The sequence below is a fragment of the Bowmanella yangjiangensis genome, assembly GCF_017255015.1.
Classification (GTDB): Bacteria; Pseudomonadota; Gammaproteobacteria; order Enterobacterales; family Alteromonadaceae; genus Bowmanella; species Bowmanella yangjiangensis.
In genome coordinates, this window is the sequence record NZ_JAFKCS010000006.1 from 124,798 (window position 1) to 140,376 (window position 15,579).

General features: G+C 51.8%; 14 protein-coding genes. 7 read left to right on the forward strand and 7 right to left on the reverse strand.

Going from position 1 to position 15,579, the window contains the following annotated elements; all coding sequences use genetic code 11:
- Position 1: 1 nt before the first annotated feature.
- Positions 2 to 619, forward strand: coding sequence for an arylesterase (locus J0A65_RS08550; RefSeq protein WP_416135303.1), 618 nt, complete (start codon positions 2 to 4; stop codon positions 617 to 619).
- Positions 620 to 676: 57 nt separating this feature from the next.
- Positions 677 to 853 (forward strand): hypothetical protein, encoded by a 177-nt coding sequence (locus J0A65_RS08555; protein WP_206593748.1) that lies wholly within the window; start codon positions 677 to 679, stop codon positions 851 to 853.
- A gap of 51 nt (positions 854 to 904) precedes the next feature.
- On the opposite strand, the gene J0A65_RS08560 is transcribed toward J0A65_RS08555, so the two are convergent.
- From J0A65_RS08560 to J0A65_RS08570, 3 genes are all read right to left on the reverse strand, one after another.
- A complete protein-coding gene (locus J0A65_RS08560; protein WP_206593749.1) occupies positions 905 to 2,176 on the reverse strand; it encodes an amidohydrolase family protein in 1,272 nt (423 codons plus the stop codon).
- The gene (locus tag J0A65_RS08565) at positions 2,173 to 3,585 is read right to left on the reverse strand and encodes an amidohydrolase (RefSeq protein ID WP_206593750.1); all 1,413 of its coding nucleotides are present in this window, start codon (positions 3,583 to 3,585) and stop codon (positions 2,173 to 2,175) included. The genes J0A65_RS08560 and J0A65_RS08565 overlap by 4 nt, the downstream gene beginning before the upstream one ends.
- A gap of 121 nt (positions 3,586 to 3,706) precedes the next feature.
- Positions 3,707 to 4,648 (reverse strand): tRNA-dihydrouridine synthase, encoded by a 942-nt coding sequence (locus tag J0A65_RS08570; RefSeq protein ID WP_206593751.1) that lies wholly within the window; start codon positions 4,646 to 4,648, stop codon positions 3,707 to 3,709.
- A 106-nt stretch (positions 4,649 to 4,754) separates the two neighbouring features.
- Between J0A65_RS08570 and J0A65_RS08575 the strand changes: the two genes are divergently transcribed.
- Positions 4,755 to 5,429 (forward strand): DUF599 domain-containing protein, encoded by a 675-nt coding sequence (locus tag J0A65_RS08575; protein WP_206593752.1) that lies wholly within the window; start codon positions 4,755 to 4,757, stop codon positions 5,427 to 5,429.
- Between the two features lie 20 nt (positions 5,430 to 5,449).
- Here J0A65_RS08575 and J0A65_RS08580 read toward each other — a convergent pair whose 3' ends face one another.
- The 4 genes from J0A65_RS08580 to J0A65_RS08595 form a co-directional block, all read right to left on the reverse strand.
- Positions 5,450 to 5,854 (reverse strand): hypothetical protein, encoded by a 405-nt coding sequence (locus J0A65_RS08580; RefSeq protein WP_206593753.1) that lies wholly within the window; start codon positions 5,852 to 5,854, stop codon positions 5,450 to 5,452.
- Positions 5,855 to 6,125: 271 nt separating this feature from the next.
- Positions 6,126 to 7,376 carry a lipoprotein-releasing ABC transporter permease subunit gene (locus J0A65_RS08585; protein ID WP_206593754.1) on the reverse strand — a complete coding sequence of 417 codons (1,251 nt, stop codon included), beginning with the start codon at positions 7,374 to 7,376 and terminating at the stop codon, positions 6,126 to 6,128.
- Positions 7,373 to 8,053 carry a lipoprotein-releasing ABC transporter ATP-binding protein LolD gene (gene lolD, locus J0A65_RS08590; protein WP_206593755.1) on the reverse strand — a complete coding sequence of 227 codons (681 nt, stop codon included), beginning with the start codon at positions 8,051 to 8,053 and terminating at the stop codon, positions 7,373 to 7,375. The genes J0A65_RS08585 and lolD overlap by 4 nt, the downstream gene beginning before the upstream one ends.
- A 30-nt stretch (positions 8,054 to 8,083) precedes the next feature.
- On the reverse strand, positions 8,084 to 9,289 hold the full coding sequence (locus J0A65_RS08595) for a lipoprotein-releasing ABC transporter permease subunit (RefSeq protein WP_206593756.1): 1,206 nt from the start codon (positions 9,287 to 9,289) through the stop codon (positions 8,084 to 8,086).
- Between the two features lie 179 nt (positions 9,290 to 9,468).
- Between J0A65_RS08595 and J0A65_RS08600 the strand changes: the two genes are divergently transcribed.
- From J0A65_RS08600 to J0A65_RS08615, 4 genes are read left to right on the forward strand one after another with little or no spacing between them, the layout of a single operon-like run.
- A complete protein-coding gene (locus J0A65_RS08600) occupies positions 9,469 to 10,068 on the forward strand; it encodes a PilZ domain-containing protein (protein ID WP_206593757.1) in 600 nt (199 codons plus the stop codon).
- Positions 10,069 to 10,123: 55 nt separating this feature from the next.
- Positions 10,124 to 13,609 carry a transcription-repair coupling factor gene (gene mfd / locus J0A65_RS08605; protein WP_206593758.1) on the forward strand — a complete coding sequence of 1,162 codons (3,486 nt, stop codon included), beginning with the start codon at positions 10,124 to 10,126 and terminating at the stop codon, positions 13,607 to 13,609.
- A gap of 2 nt (positions 13,610 to 13,611) precedes the next feature.
- Positions 13,612 to 14,901, forward strand: coding sequence for a CsiV family protein (locus J0A65_RS08610; RefSeq protein WP_206593759.1), 1,290 nt, complete (start codon positions 13,612 to 13,614; stop codon positions 14,899 to 14,901).
- A complete protein-coding gene (locus J0A65_RS08615) occupies positions 14,898 to 15,416 on the forward strand; it encodes a cob(I)yrinic acid a,c-diamide adenosyltransferase (RefSeq protein WP_206593760.1) in 519 nt (172 codons plus the stop codon). Before J0A65_RS08610 ends, J0A65_RS08615 begins: the two co-directional genes overlap by 4 nt.
- The last annotated feature ends 163 nt before the right edge of the window (positions 15,417 to 15,579 follow it).

A 15,579-nucleotide genomic window follows, 5' to 3' on the forward strand; every position in this document is an offset into this window, starting at 1 on the left:
CGTGTATTCAACTCTCAAGGTTATCCTGATTGTTATACCCCTGCTGTGCTTTTCGGATCAATTGAAGGCGGCGCAGGTCAAATTACTGGTGTTAGGTGACAGCCTAAGCGCAGCCTATGGCATGAAGCAAGAACAAGGCTGGGTGAGTTTGTTACAAAATTCGTGGCAGAGTAAAGGCATTGATGTGATTAACGCGGCAATCAGCGGCGAAACCACAGACGGTGGCTTAGCCCGCCTACCCCGATTACTCGAGCAACATCAGCCCAGCCACCTGTTGATTGAACTGGGCGGCAATGATGGACTGCGAGGCTATCCGGTAGATAAATTCAAAGCCAACATCGAGGCCATGATTGCGCTCGCACGCCAAGAACAGGTGGTGGTATTGCTGCAACAAATGCAAATCCCAACCAATTACGGTAGGCGCTACACCCAAATGTTCACCGATAGCTACAGCCAACTGGCCGAAGCCCATGATGTACCGCTTCTGCCATTTCTGCTGGAAGATGTTGCCTTAAACCCCGAGCTGATGCAAAAAGACCGTATTCACCCCAACGAGGAAGCACAACCTCTGATCGCTGAATTTATGCGTAAACAACTTGAGCCCTTCTTGATCAAGTAGGCATAAACTGAACTACACTTTATCAACCATCAGGATTGAACAAAAAGGTAGGTGAACATGGAAATTGGATCCGCATCCGGTACTAATGTGCAAAATATTCAGCCGCAACCGCGGCAGGAACAGCCAGAGTCACGCCAGGCTGACCAACAGCAACGTCAGGCTGAGCTGGAAGTTCAACGCAGCGAGCCCGATCCTAATCAGCGGGTTGGCAGCCAGATTAATACCCAGGCCTGATAAGGCTTTGGGTCTGAAAAGAAGAAAAGCGCCAAATGGCGCTTTTCTGATTTAAGGACGCATATACTGGTGTGGTGTATCACGTTTCAGGTTTAGGTACCTGTCACGCAGTTTGGTCTGACGGGATTCCATCTTAATAGCTTCACCGTTAATCAGTACCTGCTCGGGAGCCTGCATGGCTTCAAGTGGGTCGCCTGACCAAATGACCAGATCTGCCACCTTACCTTTTTCCAGGCTACCGTAGTCCTTATCAATACCGAACAATTTCGCGGTATTGATAGTCAGGGCTGCCAGGCCATCCTGCCAGGGTAAACCATTGGCCACCGCATTCCCGGCATGCTGAGTGGCCAGGCGCAGGTTATGGGTTTCCACGCCAATAGAGACTTGTACTCCTGCGGCATCCAAACGGCCGGCGTTGGCCATAGTTGAAGCCAACATATCAAAGGCATAAGGCAGGTTTGGTTCAGGGTCGAGAATCACTGGTACACCGGCTTTGGCAATTTCATCGGCCACCCGCCAGCCCTCTGTGGCGCGCAGCAAAGCCAGATTAAGTTTAGGATGACGGGCCTTAAAGGCCAGCACCTGGCGGATATCCGAGGCACGACGTGCATCCACGACCAGCAGCATCTTGCCGGTTACCACCGGAATAAGGGCATTCACATCAGCCTTGCTGAGATAACCGTGCCATTCGTCTTTCGCTGACAGGGCTTTGCCATTTAGGGCTTCAGCCTCGGCAAAGGCATTTTCCACTTGTGGCCACAGCGAAGCGCGACTACCGCCAGCATCATCGGCCCCACCGTTATTCACCGACAAGCTCATAAAGGCCTTAGGTTTAACCAGATTGTCACTATCACCCAGGCTGATAATAGCCCCCTGGCCGCCAAACAGCGTATGAGTGCTGGACATACCGGTAGCTGCCAGGGTAAAGCCCTCAATGCGGCTAACATCCAGTACCGAGTTGTCAGGGTTGATGGCGTAAGAGACATCCAATGCCGAACCCGCTTTAGAAAAATCCTGCGGCTTATAACTGGCATCTACGGTACCCGCAGACGAGCCGACTTCCACCAGGCCAACCGAGGTATAGGCGCCAATCAGGCCAGGGGTGACAATTTTTCCTTTCGCATCAATAACACGAAAATGTGCAGGAATCTCAATGCCCTGACCAATGGCTTCAATACGGCCGTCACGAATCAGCACCGTGCCGTTATCCACACTGCCCTGCGCAGACATGGTATGTACGAAACCACCCACCACAGCGATATTTTCTGCTTGTGCAGCGAGGCTCAACAGGCCGGTGAGTAAAGCTAAACTGGTCTTTTTCATTTTACGTCTCCTTCACCTGGTTGACCCAATTCGAAATCAGATACCGGCCAACTCTCAGGGCTCTGACGATCAAAGGCCAGTCCACCGTCTATATAAACCCGCTCAGCCTGCGCATAAGTTGAGAAGGGATCCGCACTCCATAGCACCAGGTCAGCATTTTTACCCACTTCCAGCGAGCCGGTCTTGTCAAAAATGCCCAGTGATTTGGCCGGATTGGCCGACAGCCATTGCCAGGCCACCGCTTTACTGATGTCGATACCCGCACGCTGACCATCACCCAGGGCTTTAGCCGCTTCCTGATTCAAGCGCTGAATACCCAGGTCGCTGTCGGAGTGAACAATGGCGCACGCACCTGCCTGATGAACCATGGGAATATTTTCACGAATGCCATCATAGGCTTCCATCTTAAAGCCCCACCAATCAGCCCACATGGCCGAGCACACATTGTCTGTGGCTAAACGGTCAGCAATCTTATAAGCCTCAACGGCATGCTGGAAGGAGGCGATTTTATAATCAAACTCTTTCATCAAATCCAGCATAGTGCCCATGTCGTCAGCCCGGTAGCAGTGCATATGCACCAGGATCTCACCATTCAACACACCAGCCAGAGTATCCAGCGTCAAATCACGTTTAGGAGGCGTGGGATTCTTACCTGCCTTGTGTTCCTCGGCATATTTATCCCACTTACGCTGATAGTCCTGAGCATCTGCCCACGCCTGGCGGTAGCCAGCCACATTACCCATTCGGGTTGATGGACCACCTTTATTGCCGTACACCCGTTTTGGGTTCTCGCCACACGCCATTTTCAAACCATAAGGAGCATCCGGGAATTTCATATCCTGAATAGTGCGCCCTGGCAGATTTTTCACTGTTACTGAACGCCCCCCCACCAGGTTGGCCGAGCCAGGTAGAATCTGCAGCGAAGTAACACCACCGGCTAATGCTCGGCGAAAACCGGGATCCTGCGGCCAAATAGAGTGCTCGGCCCACACCTGTGCAGTAACCGGCTTGGTTGCTTCATTACCATCAGAATGGGATGGACCGTCAGGCGTGGCATATACGCCCAAGTGGCTGTGGGCATCAATAATACCAGGGGTCAGCCATTTACCTTTACCGTCGATCACCACAGCATCTGCCGGGGCCTCAACCTGGGTACCTACCGCGACGATTTTGCCATCCTGGAACAACACCGAGCCCTTTTCAATCTGGCCGCCAATACCATCTAAAATACTGACATTAGTGATCAAGGTTGCCGGTGAAGGTAAGGCTTTATAGGTGCTGGGGTAAGGGTCTTTATTGATTTCTACCAGGGGTGCGGTAGGTTGTTTATCGGCTTTCTGACCACAGGCAGCGAGCACCGCCATGGTCAGGGTGGCCAATAACAAGCGCCCTGTTTGTTGTTTTTTCATGATATCCCTGTAAGTCCGCGCGGGTTGACCGCTTATGGTTTTAGGAAAAATCACTACAACAAATTAACTAAACCGGATCAAGCTCATTGCGACAGTCTGTTGACTGATACAGACCATCGGTTTAAGGCTGTTGTAACGCCTCAACAATCTGCTCAGAAGACTGCATGGCGCGGATACGGGCAAACAGAGCATCAGCTTCCACGTACTGGCGTTTAAGGTAGCCCAGCCACTGTTTAATGCGATTGGGATAGTATTTACCCTTGTCACCGTATATCTCATAGCCGGAGTAGCGGGTCAGCAGCTTGCGTACTTCGTCCCAGCTCATCGGTGCCTGATGCTGTTTAATCACGGCCGCCAAATTAGGCAAAGATAATGCCCCTCGTCCCAGCATAATGGCGTGACAGTCGGACTGCGCCTGACAAAGTGCCGCATCTGCCGCAGACCAGATTTCACCATTTGCCACCAGCGGCACTTTTACCTGTTGCTTGATTCTGGCAATCCAGTCCCAATACGCTGGCGGGTTGTAGCCTTCCACCTTAGTCCGGGCGTGAATGGTGATCAGACTGGCACCGGCGGCTTCCAGCGCCAACGCGTTGTCGATGGCAAGACTCTTATCTTCAAAGCCCAGACGCATCTTGGCGGTTACCGGAAAAGCGCTGGGCACAGCCTGTCTGACTGCATGCACAATCTCATACAAGCTTTGGGTTTCCTTGAGCAATACCGCCCCACCCTTGCTTTTATTCACGGTTTTGGCCGGGCAGCCAAAATTCAAATCAATGCCGGGGGAGCCTAGCTCCACTGCGCGCGCGGCATTGTCGGCCAGACAAGTAGGATCTTGTCCCAGCAATTGTACCCGGACCGGCACACCTGCGGGTGTTTTGCCGCCATCCAGTAATTCAGGACACAAACGATGAAATACCCGCGCCGGAAGTAGTTGGTCTACCACCCTGACGAATTCGGTTACGCACAGATCAAAGCCGCCCAGACGGGTCAGCATGTCGCGCATCAGATGGTCCACCACACCTTCCATCGGCGCTAAGGCAATATGCGTTTCTTTTGTCATGAATTCGGGGTAATCTTTTGCCGGTAGTATTTGGGGGAAAACGCCCCTAGGCTCGGGCCGCGCAGTTTAGCAGATTCCTCAATATTGTAATCAGTAAATCCATTCTATGACCTTAATTGATACTCTCGCCCTACTTTGGTTTTTGGCCATTTGGATTGGCTACACCTTGTTTGCCAAACGTAAAGCCAAGCATACGTCCTGCTTAGCCAGTGAGTTGCGTGCCAAACGCACGCGCTGGATGAGCGAAATGCTGGTAAGAGAAAACCGGGTAGCGGATGTATCGATTATCTCGACTCTGGAACGCAACATCACTTTCTTTGCATCCAGTTGCTTGCTGATTCTGGCGGGTTTGCTCACCGCCACCGCATCGGTGGAAGAAATTAACGCTATGATCCACCAGTTAAGTCTGTCGGAGCAGTCTAATCAGCAGATCCAAATCAAGCTGCTGTTGCTGATTGGGATTTTTGTCTTTGCGTTTTTCCAGTTTACCTGGTCATTACGTCAGTATGGCTTTGGTGGTGTATTAATAGGTGCTGCGCCAAACGGCAACAAAATGACAGAAGAAGAGCTGAATCTTTACGCTAACCGCACGGCTAAAGTTATTGACCAGGCCGCACACTCATTTAACTACGGCCTGCGCGCGACCTATTTTTCGTTGTCCACCTTATCCTGGTTTATCGACCCAAGGCTGTTCATGCTGGCGTCAGTGGTCACTATGATGGTCATGTACCAACGGGAATTCCATTCCAAGGTATTGAAAGCGCTGAAAGAGTGTCACTGATTTTTACAGTGAAAACGCCCTTACCAGCGCCTAATTCGACTTGCAAAATAGCTCAGCAAAGACACCAAACCACCTACAACAAAGGCCTGTAGCGGTGCCAGTACAAACACTTGAGCTAGTGTACCTGATATTGAAGGGTTTACAGCTCCGGACAATAACCAATCAATATGTACATATAACAAACAGAGACTGGCCCCAAATAAAAATCCGTTAGCCGCCGCTGTGGCACCTGGAAATCCATGTGCACGTAAATATTTGAGCCACAAAAAGGCCACAATTAATGGGGAAATAACCCATGGAAACAATAGGTTAATTAATACCCCTTCAATAACAAAACATCCAGCAGCCACCAACATGATCCAGATATTGGCCGCCTTATGACTCCATTTAAGCATATTCTCGGCCCCGACAGCGAGTTGACCCACCTTGTTCACCCACCCAGTGCAATATGTAGAAAACTAAAACAGAGCAAGAATTGAACCAACTTGCTAGAAACATTGACCTATCTAGTTGAAATTGTGGAAAAACCGCGCCAGAAAAGGAAACGAGGCGGGTTAAAACTGGCGGTGGTTGCGTAATAAAGCGTCAAGAAAATGACAAAGTAAGCTTTATAACGCTCATCTCTCTTAGCACTGTTGCCATTTAGATACAGTAAATAGCAGAACCAGCAATTACCTTGCCGGCCGAAGCTTGGGGTTAGTGCCCAAGCACTTTAGCAGGTTCGATACGCGCCGCTTTAATGGCCGGATACAAGGTCGCCACTGTGCTAAGCCCCAGGGCAATACATGTTGTCACCATTACATCCGTTAAATGGATTTGCGAAGGTAAAAAGTCGATAAAATAGATGTCACCAGACAGTAAGGTAATACCGGCGAGCCGTTCCAGCGCTTTAGCCAGAAATGACAGTTGCCAGGCCAAGAGCAAGCCGGCCGAAACACCGAATGCCGTGCCAATCAAACCGTTGAACAAACCTTGCAACATAAAGGCCCGGATAATCAGGTTGTCTTTTGCCCCCATGGTTTTAAGCATGGCAATTTCCCGGCGTTTTTCATTGACCGCCATCACCAGGGTCGACACGATGTTGAAACAAGCCACCGCAATCAGCAGGGTCAGCACCAGATAGACTACGGCCCGCACCAGCTTGATATCCTGATATAAATGACCGTGTGTGCGAGTCCAGTCGGAAATATACACATACTGTTCAAAAGCCATGCCAAGCTCGCGCATTAAAAACGGCGCGCGAAACGGGTCTGCGAAACCAAACTCCAATCCTTGTGCACCAGAGGTTACCCCCAAAATATCGGACGCTTTGCTCAAGTGCACTAAGGCCAGGTGATTATCGATCAGTTCGCCGCCGATACCCGCTGCGCCAACCACATCAAACCATACAGATTTTGGTGGCTTAAAGCTCTGCGAGTCACTTTGCTGAGGCATTAGCAGTTGCACCTTCTGACCGACTTCCACCCCAAGCTTTTTCATAATGCCTCGGCCCAGCAAAATCCCATTGGGCTGCAGTTCAAACTGCTGCCACTGCTGGGGATCTGTCATCAGACTAATTCTTGAGGGGCGGGTAAAGCCAGGATCTATACCCGTGACCTGCACCGCATTCATCTTGCCTGCACTTTGTAGCATGGCAGCCATTTTGGTTACCGGCGCCACATAGGCCACTCGGGAGTCTTCCTTGAGCTGCTCAAGCTGCCTGCGCCAGTCACTGATACCCTCGGGCGCTACCGCTAGTAGTTCACCATGGGGCAACACCGCCAACAAGCGGTCTTTCAATTCCCGCTCAAAGCCGTTCATCACCGACAGCAGCAAAATCATCACGCAACAGCCCAGCGCGATCCCCACAGTAGAGGACGCCGAGATAAAGGAGGTAAAGCCGCTTTGACCACGACTGCGTCTGAATCGCCAGGCTAATTGACTGCTAAGGCGCCAATTGCCATTCATGGCCTTTGCTCCAACTTGCCGTTGTGCAGGCTCAAGGTGCGGTCTAAGCGCTCAGCCAGATGTAAATCATGAGTCACCACCACAAAGCTGGTGCCCAAATCCCGGGTCAGCTCACGCAGTAACATATAGATAGATTCGGCGGTTTTATTGTCGAGGTTACCCGTAGGCTCATCGGCCAGCACCAGCTTAGGCTGGTTTACCAACGCCCTGGCAATCGCCACCCGTTGACGCTCACCACCTGAAAGCTGGGCCGGTTTATGCTCCGCCCTGGCTGCCAATCCCACCCGCTGCAAAATCTCATGCGCCTGCGCCTTGGCTTGCTGATGCCCTTGTCCGCCAATCAACAGCGGCATGGCCACGTTTTCCAGCGCGGAAAATTCGGGTAGCAAATGATGGAACTGATATACAAAGCCCAAACTTTGATTACGAAAAGCCGCCTGACGGGCCGTGTTAAAGGCAAAAATATCCTGCCCTTCAAACAGCACAGTACCCGAGCTTGGGCTGTCCAGAGCGCCAAGCAAATGCAACAAGGTACTTTTTCCTGAACCCGAACTACCGACAATGGCCAACTGCTCTGCCACACCGACCTCAAAGCTGACATCCTCCAAGACTCTAACTGGCTGTGGACCCTCGTCATATTCCTTGGTCAGGTGTTGGCAACTTAATAACGGATTCATACTTTTCCTTCGATTTCTAACTGACAGCAATTACTCATCACGCAGAGCCTGGGCCGGCTGCACGCGGGCTGCGCGAATGGCTGGGTATAATGTTGCCACCAAACTTAGTGATAAAGACATCAACAGCATCACACCAACCTGATGCCATTGAATATCAACCGGCAAGCCTGAGCCATCGGGCGTCGCAAGCAGGTGAATACCGAATAAATCCAGTACATTATTAAGCTGGCTGGCAAGCAGCAAACCACCGACTAAGCCCAGCAGCGTGCCTTTAACGCCGTTATACAAGCCGTTAATTAAAAAGACATTAATCAAATCCCGGCCAAGCATGCCTTGAGTGCGCAAAATAGCGATATCGCCTCGCTTTTCAGTCACCACCATTACCATGGCCGACACAATATTAAAGGCTGCCACAGCGACAATCAGCGCCAGCATCAGCGCCATCATATTTTTTTCGGTACTTACCGCGTCAAATAGCGGTCCCTGACGCTGACGCCAGTTGCTGGACGTCAGTCCCATAGTCTCAAGCTCGGCAGTTACCGACTGCCAGGCAAAGGCGTCATCCAGAAACAGTCGGGTTTTAGCCAGCTCATCATACTTACCGCGCAATAGCTTGAGCGCGTCATTCAGATGAATAAGTACCACCTTATCGTCCAGCTCAGAGCCCACATCAAAAATACCGGTAATACGAAACTGCCGCTGACTGGGCATTCTACCCAGCGGGGTATAAACGCTGGCATCGGCACTGAGCAGCCGCACCTTATCGCCAATGCCCAATCCCAACATGGCCGCCAGCGGCCGGCCCAGCACCAAACCATAGTCTCCCGCTTTAAGTTCGGTTAACTCACCCAGCATCATATGGTTACTGATGATGGCATCGCTAGGCATGGTATCCGGGTCAATGCCCTGAATCATCACGCCATGTAAGGCGCGGGGCGATTGTAACAGCCCCTGGGACTCCAGCATGGGCGTGGTTGCATGGACATGATTAAGCGCAGTGATTTGCTGCACTGTCACGGCGTCAGTGGTATCCACCAGAATATGTGGATTAATGCCCAAGATACGTTTTTTTAATTCGCCTTCAAAACCGTTCATCACGGACGATACAGTGATTAAGGCGGTCAAACCTAAGGCAATGCCGGCAACCGAGAAGGCATTAATAAAAGCAATAAAGGGGTTACCTTTACTGGCCCTGGCATAACGCAGGCCAATATAAGCGGAAATGGGATAAAACATCTGGTTTGTTATTTTCCTCAGGCCAATACTTAGAAGGCATTGGTCATATTTTGACTGATAAACACCCCGACCAGTCCTTTCGACGCAGGCCCTGTTTATCGTTGGCCGATAATAGGTGTAAGCTAAGGGACAATCAAGGGCCGAACCGGCAAGACCGGATTAGCCGCAAAGGAGTATGGATGGAGTTACCTAGCCTCGAGCAAAAACGCCAGCAGTTCGACGAGTTTTTCCGCATCAAACACCCTATTAAGGTGAATGTGCGCAAGTTAGCTGCAGATTTTGTGTTACCGGCTGTCGAGCAACTGACCGAGCACATGCCTTATGCGTTTCGCATCGCCAGTGAAATGTCGGCGCTGGAAGTCGCCGCCTTGCGTCCGCTGCGCAATCTTAGTGAGCATGCTGCGGATTTGGTAACCTTTCTGAACCACCAGTCGCGCAAAATTGACTTGATGATGTCGTACATTCTGCATGAGCAAATGTCGCAGGATGAGCAATATATCAGCCATGCCTTTGGCGGTGGCGGCGTAGTTCTGTGTTCTGACCACTCCATCGACGAAGGCCAGCAATGCGAGCTCAGGCTGTTTTTAGAAGAAGAAGCGGCGGCGGTATTTTGCTACGGTGAAGTAATTGCTTGCGAGCAGGTTGCTGATCAGTACCATATCTCCCTGTTTTTCAACCGACTGCGCGAAGAAGACCAGGAATTACTGGTGCGTGCCAGCCTGCATCTGCAAACTATGCAGTTGCGCAAGCGGGCCAAACAGCGCAGCGACAGCGAATAGGACGTTCACCCCAGGTGGACTATCGACTGACTTTACAGAAGCCGTCTACGTAAGCATGACCAACAGTATTTTTGCACCGTCCCTGCCGAAAAAGCCGGGCGATCATCTTCAGTGGGGCAATCTGCATGGTAGCAGCCTGGCCCTGACCATTGCCAATGCAGCCAAAACCAGTCAGCGTTCGATTTTGTTGGTCACGGCCGACACCCCCAGCGCGCTGAAACTGTCCCGCGAAGTGGAAGGTTTTCTGCAAGGTGAAAGAAAGGTCGCAGTGAAGGTCTTTCCTGATTGGGAAACCCTGCCCTACGACACCTTCTCGCCCCACCAGGACATTATCTCGCTGCGACTTGAGACCCTTTATCACCTCACCCAGCCAGAGCCTTGTGTGTATGTGGTACCGGTAAACACCCTGCTGCAACGTATGGCACCGAGGGACTATCTGGCCAGGTATCTGCTGATTCTCAAGCAAGGGCAACGTCTTGATTTAGACAGCTTCCGTCAGGGGCTGGAGCGCGCTGGCTACAGCGCTGTCAATCAGGTACTTAGCCACGGCGAATACAGTATTCGCGGTAGTATTATTGACTTGTATCCTATGGGCAGCCGCGAGCCCTACCGGATTGACTTATTTGACGATAAAGTCGACAGCATCCGTTTGTTTGACACCGACAGCCAACGCTCAGGCGATAAGGTACCGGAGATAAGGTTGTTACCGGCGCGTGAATTCCCCACCGATAAACCGGCTATTGAGCTGTTCCGGCGCCAGTTTGTGGACCGTTTTGACGCCAGTAACGCCAAAGAGTCTGTCTACTATCAGGTCGGCAAAGGCATTATGCCGGCCGGAATTGAATACTATCTGCCGCTGTTTTTCGAGCAAACCGCCACCTTGTTTGACTACCTGCACCCAGACAGCCTGCTGTTTATGCAAGGGGATTTGGTCAATGCCGCCGAGTTTTACTGGGCGGATTTGCATGAGCGCTTTGAGCAGCATCGTTACGATCCTCTGCGTCCCCTGCTCTCGCCAGCCGAGATTTATCTGAAAGTGGAAGAGCTGTTCGCCCGCTTTAAAGACTGGCCGCGGATCAGCATCCAACATCAGGCACTGGAAGACAAAGCCGGTCGGGTTAACTTTGCCACACAGGCCGTAAGCGATATCGCGGTTAATCCACAAAGCAAAACGCCGCTTTTAAACCTCAGCCAGCAGTTAACCAACTGGCAGCAAAGTGCCTATAAAGTGCTGTTTTGTGTGGAATCACAAGGTAGGCGTGAAAGCCTGCTGGAGCTGCTAAAAAAGATTGCCTGCAAGCCTAAGGTGTTCGATAACCTCAGCAGCTTCCTGGCCAGCCATGAGCCCCTGGGCATTATGCTCAACATTGCCGAGCACAGCTTTGCCCTCGCCGAGGCCGATGCCAAACTGGTGATGATCACCGAAACCGAGTTGCTGGGGCATAAGATCAGCCAGCGGCGTTTGCGTGATAAACGTCAGGCCACCGACGAAGCGGCAGTGATCCGCAATCTGGCCGAGCTGTCTATCGGCCAGCCAGTGGTGCATCTGGAGCATGGGGTGGGCCGTTATCTGGGTTTACAAACCCTGGATGCCGGCGGCGTCACCACCGAATACCTGACCATTGAATATGCCAACAGCGCCAAGCTTTATGTGCCGGTGTCATCCCTGCATTTGATTAGCCGTTACAGCGGTGGTGATTTGGACCATGCACCGCTGCACCACCTGGGCACCGACGCCTGGGCCAAAGCGCGTAAAAAGGCCGCAGAGAAAGTCCGCGATGTGGCCGCCCAACTCTTGGATGTCTATGCCCGGCGCGCCGCAAAACCGGGTTTTGCCATCCCCATCGACTGGAATGAGTACCAGAGCTTCGCTGACAGTTTCCCTTTTGAGGAAACTGCTGATCAGGAGCAGGCCATTAATGCCGTGATTCAGGACATGGGCAGCCCTACCGCAATGGATCGTCTGGTTTGTGGTGATGTGGGTTTTGGTAAAACAGAGGTCGCCATGCGTGCCGCCTTTTTGGCCGCTAATGCCGGTAAACAAGTGGCCATATTGGTGCCCACCACCCTGCTTGCCCAGCAGCATTTTGAGAACTTCCGTGACCGTTTCGCCAACTGGCCGTTTCGTATTGAAGTGATGTCGCGCTTTTCCAGTGCCAAGGCCCAAAAGCAAACCCTCGAAGCGCTGGCTGACGGCAAGGTGGATATTGTGGTCGGCACCCATAAGCTTTTGCAGGATGATGTGAAATTTGCCGACTTAGGCTTAGTGGTCATCGATGAAGAGCACCGTTTTGGTGTGCGCCAGAAAGAGAAGTTCAAGGCCCAGCGTGCCGATGTGGATATTCTGACCCAGACCCCCACCCCGATTCCACGCACCCTGAATATGGCGCTGTCGGGCATGCGTGATCTGTCCATTATCGCCACCGCACCGGCCAAACGTTTGGCCATCAAAACCTTTGTCCGTCAGCGCGACAAGCAGCTTATCCGCGAAGCCATTATGCGTGAGATCCTGCGTGGTGGTCAGGTGTATTTCCTACACAACGAAGTGGACAGCATAGAACAAACCGCCGCCGAGATTGCCGAGATAGTGCCGGAGGCGCGAGTGGCCATAGGTCACGGCCAGATGCGAGAACGGGAGCTGGAGCGGGTTATGTCGGACTTCTACCATCAGCGTTTTAATGTGCTGGTGTGTACCACTATTATCGAAACAGGTATCGACGTGCCTTCGGCCAATACCATTATTATGGACAGAGCTGACCATCTGGGTTTGGCCCAGTTGCACCAGTTACGTGGCCGGGTCGGTCGTTCACACCATCAGGCCTACGCCTATTTGCTCACGCCGCACCCTAAACGCATGACCAAAGACGCACAAAAACGTCTGGAAGCCATTGCCTCTCTGGAAGATTTGGGCGCAGGCTTTGCCCTGGCTACCCATGACTTGGAAATCCGCGGCGCCGGTGAGCTTTTAGGCGATGATCAGTCCGGACAAATCGCCAGTGTCGGCTTCTCACTGTATATGGATATGTTAGAGCAAGCTGTGGAAGCGCTGAAAAACGGCAAAGAACCTTCCCTGGATGAGGCCTTGTCGCAACATACCGAGATTGAACTGCGCATTCCGGCCCTGCTGCCAGAAGACTATATCAACGACGTGAACACCCGCTTGTCGCTGTATAAGAAGATTGCCAACTGCAAGTCTGATGAAGATCTGGATGATGTGCAGGTTGAGCTGATTGATCGCTTTGGCTTGTTACCCGATGCGACGCGTAACCTTATCAAACTGACCCAAATGAAGCTGGCGGCACGCAGTATCGGTATTAACAAAATCGAAGCCAGTGCGGTGGGCGGTTTTGTCGAGTTTGCTCAGGATACTCGCATCGATCCTGGTTTTATTATCAAGCTCATTCAGTCGCAGCCGAAAATTTACCGGCTGGACGGCCCGCAAAAACTTAAATTTGCGATTAAAACCGAAGCCCATCAGGAGCGTGTTACACTCATCGCTTCGATGCTGGATGAATTCAAACAACGACTGCAGGCAGCCTGACTATGCAAATAAGACGTGCACCACTGATAGGACTGATGTTGGCGCTTTCGACCACGTCAGGCCAAGCCCAGAATCAGGATTGGTGGTTTGAGGTTGAAGTACTGCTGTATAAGCAAGGTCAAGCGGTTGAAAACCTGGATGAGCAGTTTCCCCAGCCGGTTGTCACGCCACGTGATAAGCGCGCCATAGACCTGTTAAGTCCGCTCCTGCACCCAGATACGTCTGGATTACGGGCTGCACTGCCGACCTGTAGGCCTGCCGTACCTGCGCAGGATAAGGCATTTGATGTTGGCGATCCTCAGTTGCTTGATACCCTGCAGTCCCAATTAGCGGCCCTCGCCAGCTCAGCGAATGACAACGATATTTTTGCCAGCGAGCCACAGGCGTTGGCCGACCAGGCACAAATTGTTGGCGCCGTGCCAGTGGCCAATTCAGCGGCCTGGCAAGCAGAAGATTTTGTCGATTTGTATTCCTTACAACGCGTTGGCTGTCAGTATGAGTTCGAACAGGCTTGGTTGGAAGACTTGCTGGTATCCCATCCCCGCCCGGAAAATTTTGTCGAACAAGCCCCGGTTTGGCCAAATGGCACTGAGCAGCCTTACAGCCAGACACCCTACCTGTTGCCCACAGACCAATTACAACTTAGTCAGTTAGCTCGAGACCTATACCGCCAGCGCGGCATTGAGCCTTTAATGCATCTAGCCTGGCGCCAGAATGTGCAATTTGGTCGTAGCAAAGCCAAAGCTGTTCGTCTGTTTGCCGGACGCAACTTTGCCAGAAGCTACGATATAAACGGCTATCCCGTTCAGGATGACACCTTGTCCAATGACCTGACTACAGATGATACCTCGGATGCAGCACTGGATTTGATGGCCCAGATAGACAAAGCACTGGCAGAACCTTTACTGCTTAACACTCAGCCCAGCAGGCATAGCGAAGCAGGTGAACGCAGCGACGAACTCTGGGAGCTGGATGGGTTGTTCAAAGTTTACCTGCAGTACATCAATCGTGTTCCTTACCTGCACGTAGATGCCGATATGGTGTACCGTAAAGAAGGACAGCCAGGCCTGATGGGCACGGCCCCCATGCACATTGCCTTGCCTGAACAGGGCAAGATGGCGCCAGCCGACGCGATACCCGCTCAGTTTCAACTCTATGGCATGCCTTTTGACCAACTGCGCCGCATTATCAGTAAACAACTGCACTATTTTGACCACCCTATGTTCGGTATGGTGGTAGAAGTGCGACGTTACCATCCACCAACGCCCCCCAAGGATGAGGATGCACAATGAAGATTTACACTAAAGGTGGCGATAAAGGCACTACACAGATATACGTAGATAAACCCGAACGTCTTGGTAAGCAGGATATTGTATTGGAGTGCTATGGCACCCTGGATGAGCTCAATGCCCATCTGGGATTACTGGCGTCCGGTCTTAAAGAGCTGGACCAGCTAACCGCCGTTCAGCAAGTGCAGCAAGAGCTGTTTCAAATCGGCTTTGCCCTGTCAGCCAGCAGTAAACTGACCGACACCGACGTTGAACGATTGGAACAGCAAATCGATCAGTGGCAAAGCGACATCCCAGCGCAAACCAGTTTTATTTTGCCTGGCGGCTGTCATAGTGCAGCGCAAGCCCATGTATGCCGGACTATTGCCCGGCGTGCCGAGCGAAGAATGGTGGAACTAAGCCATCAACGTGAGGTGCCCGGCGTTTGTTTACGCTATCTGAACCGTTTATCTGACTGGTTATTTGTACTGGCCAGAGTTATCAATTTCCAGGCGGGAATGAGCGAATCGAGAGTGTAGCACTCCCCTTTCACATATCCTTTGTTTAACAGCCAGCGAGCGCAAAATTTGCCGCAAAACGACGGCACAACATCTCTGTCCGAGTTTCTGACGTCACCTAGCAGATAGGCACAGTAACTTTCCCCTTAATTTCAAATTTACATGACTCGGCCGTATCCAGCAT

Bases quoted from the DNA above. Each gene is read 5' to 3' on its own strand.
- J0A65_RS08560 (WP_206593749.1), bottom strand. From the start codon at position 2,176: ATGAAAAAGACCAGTTTAGCTTTACTCACCGGCCTGTTGAGCCTCGCT.
- lolD (WP_206593755.1), bottom strand. From the start codon at position 8,053: ATGAATCCGTTATTAAGTTGCCAACACCTGACCAAGGAATATGACGAG.
- J0A65_RS08565 (WP_206593750.1), bottom strand. From the start codon at position 3,585: ATGAAAAAACAACAAACAGGGCGCTTGTTATTGGCCACCCTGACCATG.
- J0A65_RS08555 (WP_206593748.1), top strand. From the start codon at position 677: ATGGAAATTGGATCCGCATCCGGTACTAATGTGCAAAATATTCAGCCG.
- J0A65_RS08585 (WP_206593754.1), bottom strand. From the start codon at position 7,376: ATGAATGGCAATTGGCGCCTTAGCAGTCAATTAGCCTGGCGATTCAGA.
- J0A65_RS08570 (WP_206593751.1), bottom strand. From the start codon at position 4,648: ATGACAAAAGAAACGCATATTGCCTTAGCGCCGATGGAAGGTGTGGTG.
- mfd (WP_206593758.1), top strand. From the start codon at position 10,124: ATGACCAACAGTATTTTTGCACCGTCCCTGCCGAAAAAGCCGGGCGAT.
- J0A65_RS08615 (WP_206593760.1), top strand. From the start codon at position 14,898: ATGAAGATTTACACTAAAGGTGGCGATAAAGGCACTACACAGATATAC.
- J0A65_RS08575 (WP_206593752.1), top strand. From the start codon at position 4,755: ATGACCTTAATTGATACTCTCGCCCTACTTTGGTTTTTGGCCATTTGG.
- J0A65_RS08600 (WP_206593757.1), top strand. From the start codon at position 9,469: ATGGAGTTACCTAGCCTCGAGCAAAAACGCCAGCAGTTCGACGAGTTT.
- J0A65_RS08610 (WP_206593759.1), top strand. From the start codon at position 13,612: ATGCAAATAAGACGTGCACCACTGATAGGACTGATGTTGGCGCTTTCG.
- J0A65_RS08595 (WP_206593756.1), bottom strand. From the start codon at position 9,289: ATGTTTTATCCCATTTCCGCTTATATTGGCCTGCGTTATGCCAGGGCC.